The organism is Haloferula sp. A504, from assembly GCF_044385805.1.
GTDB lineage: Bacteria > Verrucomicrobiota > Verrucomicrobiia > Verrucomicrobiales > Akkermansiaceae > Haloferula.
Genome location: NZ_JBISBU010000011.1, coordinates 1 through 17,535, shown reverse-complemented (window position 1 = coordinate 17,535; position 17,535 = coordinate 1). Strand labels below are relative to the sequence as shown.

The window sequence follows — 17,535 nt, the reverse complement described above, 5'->3', positions numbered from 1 at the left end:
CCCTGGCCCGGCGCCGTGATCGCTTGCCTGCTGCCGGGGAAACCAAAAGGAGCCCCAACGGGGCGACGGGAAGCCTGTGTTATCCTTCCGGTGAAATGAAAACGCCCTTTACCCGCATCCGGAAGCTTGCCTGCGTGGTGGTGGGATCATTGGCCCTGCTTGGCTGCGACTCGGAGAAAGAGCCGCTGCAAGAGGTCGCGGGGAACCCGCCACCAGCGCCGGATTTCCTCGACCCGATCCCGGCCTCTCCCAGCACCACGGCTCCCGGGAAGATCCACGACGAGTACTGGCGGGGCCAGTTCGAACGGGTCAACGCCGAGGTCGCGCGGGCCGAGGGCACTCAGCTCGTGTTCTTCGGCGACTCGATCACCAAGGGCTGGACCCTGCTCGACGCCAACGGCGAGGCGGTTTGGCAGGAGCGGTTCGCAAAATACAAGCCGATCAACATGGGCAACTCCGGCGACATCACGCCGGTCATGCTTTACCGGGTCACGCACGGAAACCTCGACTTCCCGGAAGGCGAAGCCCCGCGCGTCGCGGTCCTGCTGTGCGGCACCAACAACTACGTCGTCAAGCAAAGCGATGGCGGCAGGGTGAAGTGGGACCTGGGCATGGACACCCCGCCGGACGAGGTTGCGGATGGCGTGCGCGCCATCGCGCAGGCGTTCCGGCAACGGTTGCCGGCGACGCGGGTGATCGTGCTAAGCATCCTGCCGGTCAAGAACCCGGAGAAACAGGTGAAGTGTCGGGAAACCAACCGCATCCTGGCCGGCTACCACTATCCCGAGGACCAGGTGGTCTTCATGGATCTGCAGGAGCACTTCATGAATCCCGATGGCACACTGAAAGAGGGCCTCTACACCGACGGCACGCACCTCACGCCCGAGGGATACGAGGTCATGGCCGATGCCATCACCCCGGAGATCGAGCGCCTGATGAAGCTGGGACCGATCGATCCTTCCTGAAGCCCCGGCGGGTCCGCCCGCCGCGGCACAAGCGTCTCTCCGCCTTTCCCCGGGGTTCGCGCGCTCCGCCCCGCCGCTCCGGCCCGCAACAAAGAGCCCGTCCAGCCCCGCAGGATCACGGCTCGACCGGCACGAGGACCACTTTCCTCAGGTTGACCGGGTGCCACCCCTTCCCTACCGGCCTCAGGGCGAGCTTGTGTTCGCCGGCGCTGGTCAGCTCGACCACCGCCAATTCCTTGGTGGAGTAGTCGCCATAGCCCTGGGTCCGGGAAATCCCCGCCTCGATCTTCCGGCCACCTGATTCGACGAGCAACCGGACGCCCCCGGCGGTCGTCGCGGTCTCGGCCATCACGCGGAATTTCCCGGGCTTGTCGACACGGAATGTCCATTGGAGCCAGGCCCCGGGGTCTTCCCAGAAACCGATGTTCGGCGGGCCGTCCTTCCGCTCCACCCGTGCCTGCTTCGAGTAGCCACGGTTGTGAATGTCGGCCTCGACGGCGCCAAGGCGGATGCTTCCATCCTTCTCCTGCCGCGGCAGCGCGTTGACCACTTCCAGCCCCCCCGCATAGTTCAGCTTGATGATGCTGACGTTTTCATCCGGAGCCTCCGCCGGCACGGTGATCTCCACGCCATTGTCGACCGCTTGAACCTCGAGTTCCGCCCCTCCGTCCAACAACGATGCCGAGCTCACCTTGCTGCGCAGGCCGGGCACCTTCAGCTTTCCATCCGCAGGCCAGTCGAACACGTGAAGGTAAAGGGCACCGCCACCGGCATCCGCCTTCGTCGTGCAGCGGCCCCAGGCCAGCCTGGCAAAGGGACTGGCCGTGGTCGCGTAGATCGCCTCGCCGTTCACATCCATCCAGCGGCCGACCTCGCGCAGCCGCTCGATCGACTCCGCCGGGATCGTCCCATCCGCCTTCGGCCCGATGTTGAGCAGGAAGTTGCCGCCCTTGCTGACGATGTCGCTGAGCTTGCGGATCAAGTCCCCGGTCGGCTTCCAGTGGTCATCGTAGGACTTGTAGCCCCAGGTGTCGTTCATCGTCATGCACACCTCCCAGTCTCGTCCCGGAATGCCGGTGGCGGGAATGTGTTGCTCCGGGGTGTCGGTGTCGCCCTTGAAGCCGCCGCCCAGCCGGTTGTTGTGGATGATCCCGGGCCGCAACTCCAGCAGCGGAATCAGCTTCGCCGCACGCTTCTCGTTCATCCATGTCGGCGTGTCCCACCACAGGACATCGAGCTCGTATCGGCTCAGAATCTCCTTCGTCTGGGGATACGCGATCGTCTCGAGATACCGGTCGAAGTCGCCCTTGTGCTTCTCGTCCCAGCCCTCGCCTTCCTTCATCCCGGCCTTGCCGCCCCCCGGGTGCGTCCAGTCCTGGGCCTGGGAGTAGTAGAACCCCATTTTCAGGCCCCGCTCCTTGACCGCCTCGACCAGCGGCTTGAGCAGGTCCCTGCCGTAGGGTGTCGCGTCGACGACATCCCAGTCCGTCACCTTCGAGTCGTAGAGGGCGAAGCCGTCGTGGTGCTTGCTGGTGATGACCACGTATTTCATGCCCGCCTGCCTCGCCAGGTCGGCCCAGGCGGCGGGGTCGTAGTGGACCGGATTGAACTCCCGCGCGTAGCCGCGATACGTGTCGACCGGGATTTCCGCACGGCGCATGATCCACTCGCCGATGCCGCCGATTCGCTTCCCCTCGTAGGTCCCGGCCGGCACGGCATACACTCCCCAGTGGATGAACATCCCGAACTTCGCATCGCGCCACCAGCCCATCCGGGCGTCGCGTTGTGCGGGGGTCTCGTCGGCGTAGGGATCGGGCGACTCGGCCATCGCGTGGTTTCCGGAAACCAGCACGGCCGCGGCGATGACGGCGCTCCGGAGGACCGGGCGCCACAGGTCAAAGGATGCGTTCATGGTTCACCCAACGAATACCCGCCTGCGGCACCGACTCTATCTCCTTGGGACCAATGATCGTCACCAATGGCATCGTGGATGTGCGGGGCATTCCCTCCAACGCCCTTGTCAAGGATCCGCAGGACCCGGAGAAGGATCACATCTTCCGGTTGCCGCAGTGGGTCTCGCTTCTTGCCTCGGAGGGCATCGATCCTATCGGTGGGAAGGCGTGTCATCTGATAGGTAGACACCGAACCCTCCAAAGCCCGTGCCGGGGTGGGCGAGCTTGTGGGCGACTCGTGATTCAGGGTGCCGCAACCTGAAGCCTCATGAACAGCCTGCCCGAGCCCATCGGGCGTGTGGCTTCAACCTCCTGAACCGTGCCGTCATCCGAGAGGATGCTTTCCGTGATGCCGTCGCTGTACCAATCCCCGGCGGCCATCGTCTCACTCCACTGCACCGTGAACACCGCGCCTGCATCGACGGCCTCCACGGAGCGATCGTAGAGAAGCTTCAGCTGGGGCGAATCGACGTGCGCTTGCACTGGTGAGCCACCCGCTTGAGTCGGACTCGAGTGGCACGCCCATTCCAGCAGGTTCTGCAGACCGTCGTGATCGGGATCGGCCGTGTCCGCGGCGTCTCCGGTGTTCTCCGTCTGTCCGAAGTGCTGGAGGCGCCACGCCTCCAAAGCAGTCAATCCCATTCCGGAAAGTGTGAGCGTGAATGGATTCTCGTCCGCGTCGTTGCTACCGATGTTCAAGGTCGTCGTTCGGTTGCCAATTGCACTCGGGCTGAACGTCACGGTGAAGCTTGTCGTCCCGCCTGGTGCTACATCGGAACCCATGCCCGCCGTGCTTACCGTGAAGTCGCCGGACTCGCCACCACTCACACTCACGCCGGCTATTGTCAGCGTGGCCAGCCCGGCATTGGTAATCGTGAAGGTCACCGGTGTGGAGCTCATGCCAAGCTTGCCCGCCCCGCAATCCACTGAACTCACGCCACTCACAAGATCCGTCCCCAAGGGTTGCTCCAAGCCAATCTCCGGATCGCCGCCGATGTAGCGGACGACGGCGAAATCCTGGTCACCTCCATCATAAATGTAGCCCGCCACTACGATCTGCCCGTCGGGCTGCAGGGCCGCACACTGGCCATAGTCGTTTCCGCCCCCGATATCGGTGGTGACGAAGCCTCCACCAAAAGTACTGTCCAGACCGCCATCCGGCTCGAACCGCGCGACCGAGAAGTCCGAGTTGCTCACCACGGACTCACCCGCCAAGACGATCCTGCCGTCCGGTTGCAACGCCACCCCCCTGGCAGAATCATTCAATTGTCGATACCCAGTACCCACCGTGACCTTGCCGCTCGTGCCAAACCCGGTATCAAGGGCACCGCTCGCCGCATAGCGAACCATGGCATACTCCCGATACCAGATGGAGCTGACATAGGACTCGCCGACGATGACGATTTTGCCGTCGGGTTGCACGGCGACCCCATACGCCCGGTCGTCATAGCCGATGTCCTTGGTCACCTTGCCATCGCTGTCGAAGGTGGTGTCCAGGGCCCCGTCGGCATGGTAGCGCACCATCGAAAAATCGTCTTCAGCGCTCACACCCGTGGAATACCCGGCGACGAGGATCTTGCCATCCGACTGAACCGTGACGCAATAGGCATAGTCGTTGGCGCCGATATCCGTCAGAACCGAGCCGCCGCTGCCAAAGCCCGTGTCCAGGCTGCCATCCGACAAGTATCGAACCACGACGAAATCATGCTGGCTGGCGTTGTAGGCGTTGCCCACGAGGAGAATTTTGCCATCGGCCTGCAATGCCATGCCGCGTGCAAACTCGGAGCTGCCGGTAACATCCGTCACAACTTTTCCGGCGTTCCCAAACCCGGTGTCCAGGCTGCCATCCGACTCGTATCGGACCAGGGCAAAGTCGGCGGAACCCGTCTCGCCTCCGACGACGATCTTGCCGTCGGGTTGCACCACCACCCCGCAGCAATTGTCGTAACCGCTGATGTTCGTCGTGACCTTCCCGCTGCCGCCAAAGCCCGTGTCCAGGCTGCCATCCGAATTGTAGCGCACCACGGCAACATCGGTGGGCAAACCGGAGATGCCCGCCACCACGATCTTGCCGTCGGCCTGCAGGGCGACGGCGAATCCGCGGTTGTAGGGGTCACCGCCAAAGTCCGTGGTCACCATGCCTCCGGTGCCGAAGCTGACATCGAGATCACCCGGCGCTGCGTTGCCCATCCCGCCGGTGCCCAGGCACAGCATCGTGACTCCGATCATCAGGGCGGCCGAACCTAGAGGCAATCCCGCCGCAGTCGCGGAGCCCGGATCGGGACGGTTGTCAGCCGCTTTCACACCGATCACACATTTATTACCCAGGCTCACGAGGTCAAGCAACCCGCGGGAACGTGACGCACTCGCTCAAAATCCCTGAGGAAAAGGCACAGAATTTCCGGTCGATCCGCCTGCTTTGGTGATCTTCTGGATGCCGCTGCCGAAGGTCACAAGAGAAACAATCACTCGGACGGCGATCCTCTCACCGGTCCGTCCACTCCGAGACGAACTTCTCCCAGCCTTTGCGGGCGGACTCGTCATCCCCTTCGACTTCGGCGATGCGGGCGTGGTGGAAGGCGCTGCCGGCCAAGGGCAGGCGATGGTTGGCCTTGGTGCGATTCACCAGGAGTGGATCGCGGTCCGGAGGACAGATCTGCTGCAGCTTGTCAACGAAGTCGGCGAAGGGCTTGCCGGTGAACCAGGGTGGCGCATCCACCGTGCCGCGGCGGTAGCTGCGCGGGGCCATGTACTCGATCACGGGGCGGTTGTCGGTGTTGACCGGATGGTCCTCGAACAGCGAGCGGGCGGCGGTCAGGTTGCCGCCGTAGAAAAGCAGGATGGTCTGCGGATCGAGGGGCAGGCTGAGGCGCATGAGGTCGCGGTGGTCCTTGCCGGAAACCGCGAGCAGTTTGTCGGCGCTGCTGTCGAGGTCGCTCGCCGGCAGGGGGCACCCGGGCTGGTGCCCGATGAGCGCGACGATCTCATCGCCAGGCTGGAAGTTGTGACGCCACAACGAAACCTGGTCGAAGACCTCGACCATGGTCCGGGCGATGATGGAGAACTCGTTTTCGGTGAGCTGATAGAGCGGCAGCCATTGAACAAAGACCCCGTCCGGGCTCAATCGCTTCCGGGCATTTTCAAAATGCTCGCGGGTGTAAAGGCTGCCGGCCCCCGAGCGGAAGGGCACGAAGAGGTCGGCATTGATGATGTCGAAGCGTTGATCGGTGGCCATCAGGTAGTGGCGGCCGTCCTCGATCAGCACCTCGGCGCGCGGGTCCTCGAACAGGCCGTCGGTGGTGTCGAAGCCCTGCACATCCGTCATGTACTTCTTCGCCGCGGTGATCACCTCGGGGACCAGTTCACAGGCGACCACGCGTTGCACCTTGGAATGCCGCGGGTCGAGCGCGCTGCCCGCGGTGGTGCCGGTGCCGACGCCGAGGAAGAACAGGCTCTCGGTTTCCGGATAGACCATCAGCGGGAGGTCCGCCTGGAACTTTTCCTGCATGTAGGAGCCGGTCGCACCGAGGCTGTAGTGCGAGTTGATCTTGATCGCGAGTCCGTAGCGGCTGTCGGTGACCGCGACGGTGCAGTCGCTGCCTTCCCAGGATTCGACGAGGCGTTCCTCGACGCCGAGCGGGTCGGTGCTGAGCACCGGCAGGCGGTCCGGCTTGAGGGCGAGGCCGTTGATGAGCAGCACGCCGAGGCAGGCGGCCTTGGCGGCGAAGCTGGCGCGATCCCACCTCAGCGGCAGCAGCAGGGCCGCGGCGATGTAGACCAGGGCGATGACCTGCATGCTGCCCCAGAGCTTCAAGGCGTCGAGCAGCAGGAAACCGCAGAGCAGCGCCCCGAGGATGGCGCCGGCCGTGTTCGCCGCCGCCAGCTGCCCGAGCGAGAGCCCCGGGGATTTCACGTGACGCTCCTCCACCTTCATCAGGTAGGGAAAGATCATCCCAAGCAGCAGGGCGGACGGACCGATGGTGATGAAGCCCGTCCGGAAGATCAGGAGGATGTAGGAAAACCAGCTGCCGGTGGAGGCGACGACCTGCATGCCGTCCGTCACGGCCAGGAAGATGGCGGGGGTGAAGGTCACGGCCACGGCGCCCGCGAGGATCAGTCCGGTGAGCACCAGGAAGGGCGGCGCCTTCAAGCGGGCCAGCTGGGAGCTGAGCAAGGCGCCGAGCGCCAGGCAGATCAGCACGATCACGAGGATGGCGGCGAAGGTGTAGACCGAGTTTTCCAGCACCTGGGAAAACAGTCGGGTCCAGAGGACTTCCAGGGCGAGCACCCCGAACCCGGAAACGAATCCGAGGAAGAGGATGGCCCGGCGGCCGCCGGCGGGCGGTGAATTTGCGGACGCATCGGCAGGCTTGAGCGCCGGTGTTCTGCGGCGCTTGTGCTCCCGCTCGAGCTGGCGGCGCTCCTGGCGGGACAGGCGCACCTCCGGTTCCTGCGCGGGCATCTCCTCAGGCGCCGCGGCGGCATTGGCCTGAAAGGCGACGGGGCGGGCGCTCCGCGACAGACGGAAGGCGACCAGCGCGACCAGGGCCGAAAGGAGAATCGCGAGGCCGCAGGTCAGGCCGAAGCCGAGCCACAGGGGCAGGTAGAATCCGGCCAGCGCCGCACCCAGCGCCGCACCCAGCGTGTTGAGGCCATACATCAGGGCGGAGATCCGCCCGAAGTGGCGACGCTCGCGGACCATGAACTGGCCGATCACGGGGATGGTGCCGCCCATGCAGAAGGCGGGCGGAAAGACCAGCAGCAGCGACAGGCCGAACTTGATCAAGGTGAGCAGGGCCCCGGGACCGACGCCTTGGAAGATCGGCGGGTAGATCCACCGGTAGAGGGCCATGACCGCGAAGTAGAGCAGGGCCGTGACCGCGATGCCCGCCTCGAGCCAGGCGTAGGTCCGCATCGGGTTGGGCGCGGTGGCGACCCGGCGACCGAAGAACCAGCTCCCAAGCGCGAGCCCGGCGAAGAAGGATGCCAGCGTCGTGCCCGCCGCGTGGGAGGTGTTGCCGAAGAGCAGGCCGATCTGCTTCATCCACAGCACCTGATAGATCAGGGCGGCGAAGCCGGACGCGAACACGAGACCGAGGGCGACTCGGGTCTCGTGGCGTCCCGCCGCGGAGCCTTCGATCATCTTCCCCTTCATGCCCTTTTCGCGTCTTCGCGGTTCTCCATGAATCCAGAATCAATGGTTCGCAAGCGTTGCCTCACTCTTCGGCAGTCGTAGCAGGAGATTCCGGCTCCTCCGAGAAATCCTTTGCCGCTTCGTCCGCGGCCGAACCCGCGCCTTGTCGAGCCGCGGCAGCGGTGGCGGTCAATGCCAGAAGTCCGATTGTCAGGTTCTGCAGGCGCATCTGCGGAAACGGATCGAGGAAGTGACCATGGAGTCGCGAGAGTCCGAGTCCGGATTTCTCACGGACGGGAGAAATGCAGGCCGGGAAAAGCCCGACCACCCGGTCATTCCAATTCCATGCCCGAGTGATAGCTTGGCAACCGTGACTCGTAATTCTTTTCGGGGTATTCTCCCCAAACCACCACGAAACCCAGGAACCCCGAGGATGAGAGCCTGCCGACGCCAACTGGAACCGCTGGGAAATGGAATCGTCCTCTGCCTCGCCGCCCTGGTCGGCCTGACCGGCGCCGCCCTCGGCATCAAGGATCCGGACAACCAGGGCCGCTGGGAACAACCGTGCAAGGATGGGCCGGACGCGGAAGTCCCCGGCTTTCTCGTCAACATGGGTCCCACCGGTGCCCGGGGGATTCTCAAGGAGCGCGCGTTTGTCGTGAAATACATCTTCGCCAAATCCCCGGCGAAGGGCGTGCTCGAAATCGACGACGAGGTCTACGGGGCGAATGGCAAACGCTTCCCGGCCCACACCTTCGGCGGCGGCAATCACGGCATCGAAGGTCCCATCCAGGACCTCGGCCTGGCGATCGAGGACAGCGAGGGCGAGGACGGCGTGCTGAAGCTGATGGTCAAGCGAGCCGGGGAGAACCTCGAGGTCGACGTCCAGCTCGAGGTGCTGGGCCGCTTCGCCGACAGCTTCCCGGTCGACTGCGAAAAGACCCGGGTGCTCAAGGCGCGCGCGGAGGAATACCTGATCGAGCACTTCGGCGGGGTCAGCTCACAGGGGCGCTGCGTCGCGACGCTCGCCCTGCTCAGCTCGGATGACCCCAAGGCCGCGAGGGCCGGCAAACGGATGGCGCTGGAATGGAACGAGCCGCAGGGGGAGACCACCTGGTCGTGGCACCTCGGATTTCAGGGGATCACGCTGGCGGAGTACTACCTGCTCACCGGCGACCGCAAAGTGCTCAAGACACTGGAATCGACCATGGAACTTCTCGAAGCCGCCCAGTGGAAGACTCCGATCCACCACTGGAAGTCGGAGCAGATCAAGGGCATCGACCAGGCCATCATCGACAAGCACCAGGCGCTCTACGAGGGAGGCTTCGGCCATGCGCCCTACTCGGTGATCGTCGAACGCGGCGGGGGTGGCTACGGGCCGATGCAATGGCCGACCTGCCTCGCCCTGATGACCTGGGAGTTGAGCAAGCAATGCGGCCTCGAGGTCGACCAGGAAGCCGTGGACCGGAGTTTCACCTTCCTCGATCACGGCACGACGAATGCCGGCAAGATCGCCTACGGCGGGGAGTTCACCCTGAACAACGGCCCGGTCGACTGGAAGAGCTGGAAGGCGAACACCCGCCACGGGGCCTCGCACAAGTCCGGCCTCGGCTACCTCGTTCACCAGCTCTCGCCGGAGCGCCCGGAGTCGAAGAAGATGAAGAAGCTGCACCTCGAGAACATCGAGGCGGCCTACAAGGACATGCCCGACGGCCACGCCTGCGCGATGATGGGCCTGACCTGGGGCTGGGCCGGCACCTTCGCCTCGGATGACCGCAAGCTCCGGGAAACGGTGGCCGACTACTACAAGGCCTGGATCAACATGGCCCGCTGCCACGGCAGCGACTCCTACGTGATCCTGCCGGCACGCGATTACGCGGATGGCTCCTACTACCGCGGCAACATCCGTGCCCACACCACCGCCGCCGTCGCCTTTCTCTACAGCTACTCGTCCCCGAAACTCCGGGTGCACGGTGTGGACGGATCGGCTGCAGAGACCGCCGACAGCACCAGCCGTCTGCCGGAATCAAATCTTGGAGAACTCCGGACGTTCCGCAACGCCGACCGCAGCCGCTCCTTCGATGGCCGGTTGGTGGGCTTCGATCCCGCGTCGGGCATCGTGCGGATCTCCCTGAAACACGGCGGCACCCGCGACCTCGAGTTCATGGCCTTCAGCGAGGAGGACCAGGAATACCTCAAGGCGCAGCTGGTGCCGGAGGAATAGACGGAGTGGCTCTTCCCCGATCCGGGTTCGATGGCTGGACCAAGTCGAACGGAAGATCGTCAAAGACCTCAAAGTCCAAGGTCACGAGTCTTTTTGCACGAGCGCCCGCAAGCAGGCGATATCACTCATCGCCGCCGTCGTCCTCGGCCTCGATCTTGCTCCTGAAATCCCTGAAGAAATAGATCTTCGGAAGCCTCCCCCCGCGATCGACCACGAATCCGACATACCGGCAATTCTCATCGAACCACCACTGCTGTTCGGTGATCCTCCGGAAATTGCCGGTGGACTGTGGCTGGAAGATGAACTCCGCCCGGTAGTAGCCGCTCTTCGGCAGGGGGGCTTCCGAGATGGCGAACTTCCTGGCGCCAACCGACAACTTGCTCTTCCCCAGCCTCGCCTGGACCAGATGGTTGGTAAAGTTGTACCAAAGCGTGTTCCCGATCTTGAACTTCCCCTCATCAAGATTGATCAGGTTCATCCGAAGGGGCATGCTTTTGTTGTCCCTGTCGGGTGACAGAAAAAGGTAGAAGTTCCTCACTCCCTCGCCCACCGACAACCTCGGATACCCGCTCGGAATGTTCTCCGGATCGCTGATGGGTTCCGGAGCCATCACGAGAGTGATGTCGCCCGGCCTGAGCTTGACGACCTCCGAGAAGTTCACCGCCGACAAGTAGACCCTGTGATTGTCCTTCCCATCGAACAGGTGAACGAATCGCGGAAAACCACTCGGCATCTCGGGAAACACCAGACGGCAGGTCCGTTCCGACTTCCTGAGGTCGTCGGCGAAACCCGGCGAGACCGCAAGAATGGTCGACACAAGAATGACAATCGTCCTGAACATGATGCGATATCGACTAAACCTCATCCCCACTCAACCACCGGAATGACACGACCTGGTATCGTCGGCCGAAGATCCTGTTGAGTTCGCTGGAAGGTCCATCCGTGGCGTCGGCCGGGTCGGCGCTGTCCACGAAGTCCCGCTGCCTGCGAACGGTCGCTTCGCACCAGGCTCTTGCGGTGACATTGCCATCCGCATCCCTCGCATCGCCATACGCACGAACCGTGAAGGTGTCGTCACGGGCGCTCAGCACGGGAGCGATCGGCCTCAGGACATCGGCCTGCCGGATCCAACCGGGCAGCCCGTACAGGCTGCTGCCCTCGGCCGCCTCCTCAAACTCATAATCGACCCCCGCGAGGCGGGCACCATCCACCTGGCTTCCGGCCGCTGCCTTCGAGGCCATCGTGTCGTCCGAAAGAAAACTTCCCGGGTCACGGAGCACGCTCATCGGGTCGTCCTCGAGGCTGTTGATCGCACTTTGCACCGCGCCGGCGAGTGCGAGGTCGCCGTCGCTGCCGAGCTGCCGGTTGACAAACTCGCTCAGCGAAAGGAACGGCCCCCGCAGGCGGACCTGCTCGACGATCTTCTCGGCGAGGTCGGTGATCTGCGCATCCGTCAGCCGCCTGAAACCGGTCACCTCCGAGTTTTCCCCGGCACCATCGCTGCCCGCCTCGATGTCCGGGGCCAGCGCCGCCCGGGTGACCGGGTGTGGTCGATCGTCGTCACCGTCCAGGGGAGCAATGCCGTTCTCCGAATGATAGGCGATTTCATCCATGCTCCTGGCATGACCGAGCAGTCCCCGCCAGGCATCCACGGAGGTGGAGTTCACGTTGAACATGCCGTCCACCTCGAGCCTTGACGCCACCTTCATCCAGCCGTCACCCCGCGGACTGTTCACAATGTCACCCACGAGCCTGGTGACATCTCCATCCGACAGGTTCGTATCGATGCTGATCGGCTTGTAGGCCCGGTTGGTGAGAGGCTGCTCGCCGTTGAGGAAATCCCTGTAGACCGTCTCGATGTCCCTGGCGATGTTGTTGCCGAAGTCGACAGGCCGGGGGGCGATGGAGGAAAAGAAGAAATCATCGAACAGCAGGTGATTCGCGCAGTAGGCATCGTCATGCTGCAGGTTCTCGGCGGGATTGTCCGGTGTCATGACCGGCGGCACGATGGCGTCGCCGGGGATCATGGGGGTGGCATCGCTGTTGCCGATGAGATGCGTCTGGTAGGGAGGCATCGGATTCTTTCCCCTGGGGTTCCAGGCCTGAAGCTCCACGAGCGAGGCGATCGGACGCAGTGGCAGTTCGTGGGTGATGATCCTCGAGAGACCGTCCCCGCTCTGGTAGCCGGTCACAATGAACCCTTCCCGGTCGCTGAGGTTGGGCGTGAGCGTGGAACCAAACGCCAGCGTGTCGTAACTGATTTCAAAGTTGCCATTCGCCGGGTGGCTGTTCGGGCTGTCGGCCCCGGGATCGACCAACGACATGCCGGCGAGCGGGTCGCTCTGGACAAAACCCTTGGTCGGCCGGCTCTGCGGGGTTCCTGTCCCCGTGCCGATCGTGAAACGCGGTCCGATGGTGATCGAATAGAGCGGCATTGCCGGAACCGACGCGATTTCCGCAACGGTGTACCCGTGGGGCTCGAAGTCTTGGTCGGGCCAGTAGACCTTGGCCCGTTTTGCATTGGTCAGAGCGGTCATGCTCATCATCTCCTCCGACACCCCGCTGTAGAGGGTGCCCTGCGTGTAGGAATTTCCGGTGCTCATGCCGAACGAGACATTGAACCCCCTCCCCGGACTCCGGAACCGGAAGGGCTGGGTGTAGACCTCGTTCTTCAGGACATACCAGAAGAAGTCGTTCGGTCCCAGGTTCCCGTTGCGGATCGTGACCGGAAGACCTGACGGGGCGGCAGGCTGGTAGCCATCCTTCGTGCCTATCGCCGTTCCTCCGAACCGCCTTTCAGCATCGCCATCCGGGGTGAACATCCGCACTTCCCCGGGCTCGAAGGTCAGTTCTCCGTTCGGGAGGTTGATGCCCCACGTTCGCAGATCCACCAGCGTGTTGGCCCGACTTCCATCTGGGTTGTAGAGGTCGCGGTTTTCCGGCAGGTGGTTGTCATACTCCCCGCCGAAGTTCCCGTTGGTGTCCATGTACTGGAAGTTCCCGTTGCTGAGCATGCGGTATTCCCTCAGCGGGATGTTGAACGGATTGCTGTAACGGTTGAGGGGCTGGGCCGTGAAAGCCGCCGGGAAGGAGCGCTTGCCACCGATGACCACTCCCGAGGAGGGGGCTCCCGGATTATCGATCGTAAGGCGCACGTTGTAGGGATTCCAAAGCGTCACCACCGGCGAGTAGATCAGGTCGGTCCTGTACCTCCCCGGCCGATTTGGATCATTGGTGGCCCGCACGTAGACGATGAATTGGAATCGGGCGAGGATGGGATGAATCCTGGGTGTGTGGTTGTAATCGTAGAACTCCTGGTCCGTCGCATCCTTCTCACTCCCCCTCCATCTCCATTTCATCACGGGGGCCCAGATGAAGGGGCTCTCGACCGCGCCGTTGCTGTAGGTGAAGTCCCTGTACAGGGTCGCGAAATTCACCAGGGACTGCCATGACGAGGAGGCGGCATGCCACGTGTTGGGCCACTTCTGGGGGCTGGTGAGCGAGTAGCTGCTCCATGGATAGAACAGGGACTGGGCGGGTGTGTGATTCGACACGGTGGGCTTCTGGACGGAAGAAGTGTCGCCATCCTCCGGACTGAAGCGGAACAGCGGGAGACGTCTCCCCGGATACCGGGCATTGATGTCATCCCAGCGCTCGCTGAGGATCGACAGGTCCTTGCGCCAGCCGCCCGTCGCCGTGTTGGTCAGAAGTCCGACCGCGTTGGTCGAAAAGTCATGAAACCTGCGATCCGGCTCGACCGGGTTGTCGTCCTCGATCAACGCCATGGACTGACGAGTGACGGCCTTGCGGGCCGGTTTGGCCGCCGCCCCGCCCGGATCGTGGGGCTCCGGGTCATTGACCAGCGTCACCAATCCGAAAACCGCGGGGTCTGCCACCGTGTGCGATTGCGCCCTTTCTGCCAAGCCGGCAGCGCCATTGGCCCGCGGCTCATAGGGCTGCCCCAGCCGGGCCTTCTGGTTCTCGCCCGAAATCCACCACGCGATGCTGCCACCGTCCACAATCCCCGTTGGAAGCACATGAACCTGACGCGAATCACCCGGCATCAACGATCCGTCCGCGAGAAGCGGAACGGTCTTCGCACCCGCAGCTGCCTCGACGAGTCCGGGGGCGTCGCTGATCGAAGGATTGCCTTCGCTGTCGACACTCGAGACCAGCCAGCTGAGGAAGCGACCTCCGCTCGACTCCGGTTGGTTCTTTGCCCCGTAGTCGGGAGGAATCGGGCGCCCGTTGTCCTCGTGATCCGTGCCTTCCCAACTCCTCCAGACCCCGAGAACCGGCGGGTTTTCTTCGTCCAATAGTTGCGCCGAGGCGGTCACCCGGGTGTCGGCCCCCGTGTGGCGCTGCAGTTCCGCGATGGCGATCACCAGGGCCAGCCTGGCGTTGGCCCGGGCCTCGGACATCGCCACGGCATTGGCGGAGTTCCGCAGGCTGATCGAGGACAGCGACAGCAGGCCGACGGCAAGCAGCGCCAGCAGGACCATCAGGCTGATGGTGACCACCAGGGCGAAGCCGCTTTTGCGAACTCGACCGGATGCCGCGAACAAACCCGGCTGCCGCACCGCAGCTTTTGGATTCACAAAGTGCATACACGAACTTTAGGCCTGCCGGCCCAGAACGAAAGCGAAAATCCGCCCGTCCTTCCATAAAACCATCAGAGACCTCTGAAAGTTCCGGAGTCCCGGCCCCGATCGGGCCTCCGGTTCACGGAGAACGAAAATCCCGATAGAAGAAGATCTTCGGCAACCGGCCCCCGGCACTGACAATGAAGCCCAAGTGCCGGCTCCCGGCATCATGCCACCAGCTTTGCTCCGTGATCCTGACCAAGGGCCCTTCGCCATTCACCCGGTATTGGAATTCCGCCGTGTAGTAGCCGCTCTCGGCCGCGGGCTTGGTGGAGATCGCGCGCGCCTGGGACTTCACCACGAGCGCGGTATCGCCCAACTTCGCCACTATCTGGTGCTGGGTGCGGTTGAACCACAGGGTCTGACCCGGCTTCAATCCCCCTTCCTGCGAATCGACCAGGTCCATTCGGACCGGGAGGACCGGATTTCCCGGATCCGGTGTGATGAGGATGTAGAAATCCGCGACTTCCCCGGGAATCCTGAGCCGGGGAGCCTGCGGCGGGAGTGCTTCCGGAGCGCCGACCTCCTCGGGCGTCATGACCAGAACGAGTTCGCCCTCCGGCAGCGGCATCACCGGCGACAGGGTCTTGTCCGGGAGGCTGATGCTCCGGCTGTGTTCGCCATCGAAAAGCCAGGCCACCTTCGGAGCACCCCGCGGCCGCTCGGGATACACGATGCGGCAGGTTCGCGGCTTCGCCTCGAGCAAACCGGACAAAAGCAGGCATCCTGCTCCGAGAAGGGCGATGGAGGAGACAATGTTCATGGTGCCGACCATTAGGGGGTGTCGGGCATCTTCCAGATTTGGCGCTCGGAGGGAAGGACTTCCTGAATCGGGAATGCCGATCCATTGCCGGCTGCCGGAGTGGAGCCTCGGCCCGCCCTCCCGGCGGTTCACCCATCTGGAGGTGAAGCCCGGCGCCACCGCCCAGGTTGAACTCGGAGGAAAAAATCCTCCCGTTCTACGAGAGGCGAGGTGAGCCAAGGCATCTACTTCAGCGGCTTGCCCCCGAAGTCGTCGGGCACGCCGTAGTAGTCCTTGAGGCGGATCAACTCCTGCTTCAGCTCGGCGATTTCGGACTCGTATTGCGGATCCTTGTAGACGCTGCGCATCTCCTGCGGATCCTTCTCGAGGTCGTAGAACTCCCACTCCTCGCCATCCGGCACGTCCGCTCCGTAGAAGCGGATCAGCTTGTAGCGTGCGGTCGAGACGCCCTCGTGACGCCGCACCGCGTGCCAGAAGCCGGGGAACTCGTAGTAGTGGTAATACAGGCTCTTGCGCCAGTCCGTGGGGGTCTCTCCCTTGAACAGCGGCACGAGGCTCTCACCCTGCATGTCGTCCGGTGCCTCGATCCCGGCGAGGTCGAGGAAGGTTTCGGCGAAGTCGATGTTCTGCACGAGGTCGTCGTTCACCGAGCCCGGCTCGATCACCCCCGGCCATTTCACCACGAGCGGCGCGCGGTAGGACTCCTCATACATGAAGCGCTTGTCGAACCAACCGTGCTCACCGAGGTAGAATCCCTGGTCGGAGGAATACATCACGATGGTGTTCTCCGCGAGGCCCGACTCCTCGAGGTAGTCGAGGAGCTTGCCGACGTTCTCGTCCACTCCCGCGATGCAGGCGAGGTAGTCGCGCATGTACCACTGATACTTGAGACGGGTCAGCGCCTTCGGATCGTCCTTGTCGATCCCGGCCAGCTCGGCCTTGCGCTCGGGCTGGCCGGCCTTGACGTCGCCACCCATGGTCATGTCCTTGAGGATGCTCATTTCCTGATTCTTCGCCGCGAATCCCCGGCCCTCGTAATCGTCGAAAAGCGTCTCCGGCTCGGGGAAGAACTTGTCCTTGAACTTCTCCTTCCAGCGCTTGGTCGGCTGCCAGTTGCGGTGCGGCGCCTTGTAGTGGACCATCGCCATGAAGGGCTTGTCCTTGTCGCGCTTGTTCTCGAGCCAGTCGACGGCGTTGCGGGTGATCACATCCGTCGAGTGCTCGCCCTTGTAGGTCGTCTCACCCTGCTCGGTGATGAAGACGGGATTCCAGTACCGGCCCTGGCCCGGCAGGACCTCCCAGTAGTCGAAGCCCTGCATCTTGCCGCTGAGGTGGATCTTCCCGACCATGGCGGTCTGGTAGCCGTTCTGCCGGAGGATCTTCTGAAACTGCTGCTGGTCGTGGTTGAACGTGTCCTTGTTGTCGAACTTGCCGTTCAGGTGGCTGTGCTTGCCCGTCAGCAGGGTCGCCCGCGCCGGGGCGCAGATCGAATTCCCGACGTAGCAGCGGTCGAAGCGCATGCCACCATCGGCAATACGGTCGATGTTCGGCGTGAGGTCGAGATCGCCGAAGCGCCCACCGTAGGCACCCACCGCCTGAAAGGCGTGGTCGTCCGAAAACAGCCACAGGATGTTCGGGCGCTTCGGTTCTTCCGCCATGAGGCAGGCTTGAAGAGCGAAGAGCAGGGCGAGGATTCGGATCAACATGAGGAGTTCGGGTTGCGGGAGGCTAACTCCGGATTCTACGGCGCGTCACGCCGGGGCTTTCGGAAGGGTTTCATTGAACGCAGCGGTCAGCAGGAGGTGGCCGGGCCTTCCAGGCCCGGATGCCCATCGATTCGGGACACCGGGCCTG

Annotated in this window: 9 protein-coding genes; 2 read left to right on the top strand and 7 right to left on the bottom strand. The window is 63.6% G+C overall.

All coding sequences use genetic code 11. The annotated features are described in order from the left end of the window. Window positions 1-95: 95 nt before the first annotated feature. Complete coding sequence (locus tag ACG2LG_RS07590) at window positions 96-965, top strand: GDSL-type esterase/lipase family protein (RefSeq protein WP_396257782.1); 870 nt, start codon at window positions 96-98, stop codon at window positions 963-965. Window positions 966-1,080: 115 nt separating this feature from the next. Here the strand turns inward: ACG2LG_RS07590 and ACG2LG_RS07585 are convergent, their stop codons facing one another. The 3 genes from ACG2LG_RS07585 to ACG2LG_RS07575 form a co-directional block, all read right to left on the bottom strand. After that, window positions 1,081-2,877: an alpha-L-fucosidase gene (locus ACG2LG_RS07585; protein ID WP_396257781.1), complete on the bottom strand. Its 1,797-nt coding sequence runs from the start codon at window positions 2,875-2,877 to the stop codon at window positions 1,081-1,083. Between the two features lie 283 nt (window positions 2,878-3,160). After that, window positions 3,161-5,263, bottom strand: a complete 2,103-nt coding sequence (locus ACG2LG_RS07580) for a choice-of-anchor D domain-containing protein (RefSeq protein WP_396257780.1) — start codon at window positions 5,261-5,263, stop codon at window positions 3,161-3,163. Between the two features lie 139 nt (window positions 5,264-5,402). Beyond that, window positions 5,403-8,060, bottom strand: coding sequence for a fused MFS/spermidine synthase (locus tag ACG2LG_RS07575; RefSeq protein WP_396257778.1), 2,658 nt, complete (start codon window positions 8,058-8,060; stop codon window positions 5,403-5,405). A 424-nt stretch (window positions 8,061-8,484) separates the two neighbouring features. Here ACG2LG_RS07575 and ACG2LG_RS07570 point away from each other — a divergent pair, with 424 nt between their 5' ends. Next, a complete protein-coding gene (locus ACG2LG_RS07570; protein ID WP_396257777.1) occupies window positions 8,485-10,275 on the top strand; it encodes a DUF6288 domain-containing protein in 1,791 nt (596 codons plus the stop codon). 121 nt (window positions 10,276-10,396) lie between these two features. On the opposite strand, the gene ACG2LG_RS07565 is transcribed toward ACG2LG_RS07570, so the two are convergent. The 4 genes from ACG2LG_RS07565 to ACG2LG_RS07550 form a co-directional block, all read right to left on the bottom strand. Further along, on the bottom strand, window positions 10,397-11,116 hold the full coding sequence (locus ACG2LG_RS07565; protein WP_396257776.1) for a hypothetical protein: 720 nt from the start codon (window positions 11,114-11,116) through the stop codon (window positions 10,397-10,399). Between the two features lie 13 nt (window positions 11,117-11,129). Then, window positions 11,130-14,873: a hypothetical protein gene (locus tag ACG2LG_RS07560; RefSeq protein WP_396257774.1), complete on the bottom strand. Its 3,744-nt coding sequence runs from the start codon at window positions 14,871-14,873 to the stop codon at window positions 11,130-11,132. Window positions 14,874-14,997: 124 nt separating this feature from the next. Continuing rightward, window positions 14,998-15,681, bottom strand: coding sequence for a hypothetical protein (locus ACG2LG_RS07555; RefSeq protein WP_396257772.1), 684 nt, complete (start codon window positions 15,679-15,681; stop codon window positions 14,998-15,000). 224 nt (window positions 15,682-15,905) lie between these two features. Next, entirely contained in the window at window positions 15,906-17,387 is a 1,482-nt protein-coding gene (locus ACG2LG_RS07550) for a sulfatase (RefSeq protein ID WP_396257770.1), read from the bottom strand. Window positions 17,388-17,535 lie beyond the last annotated feature (148 nt).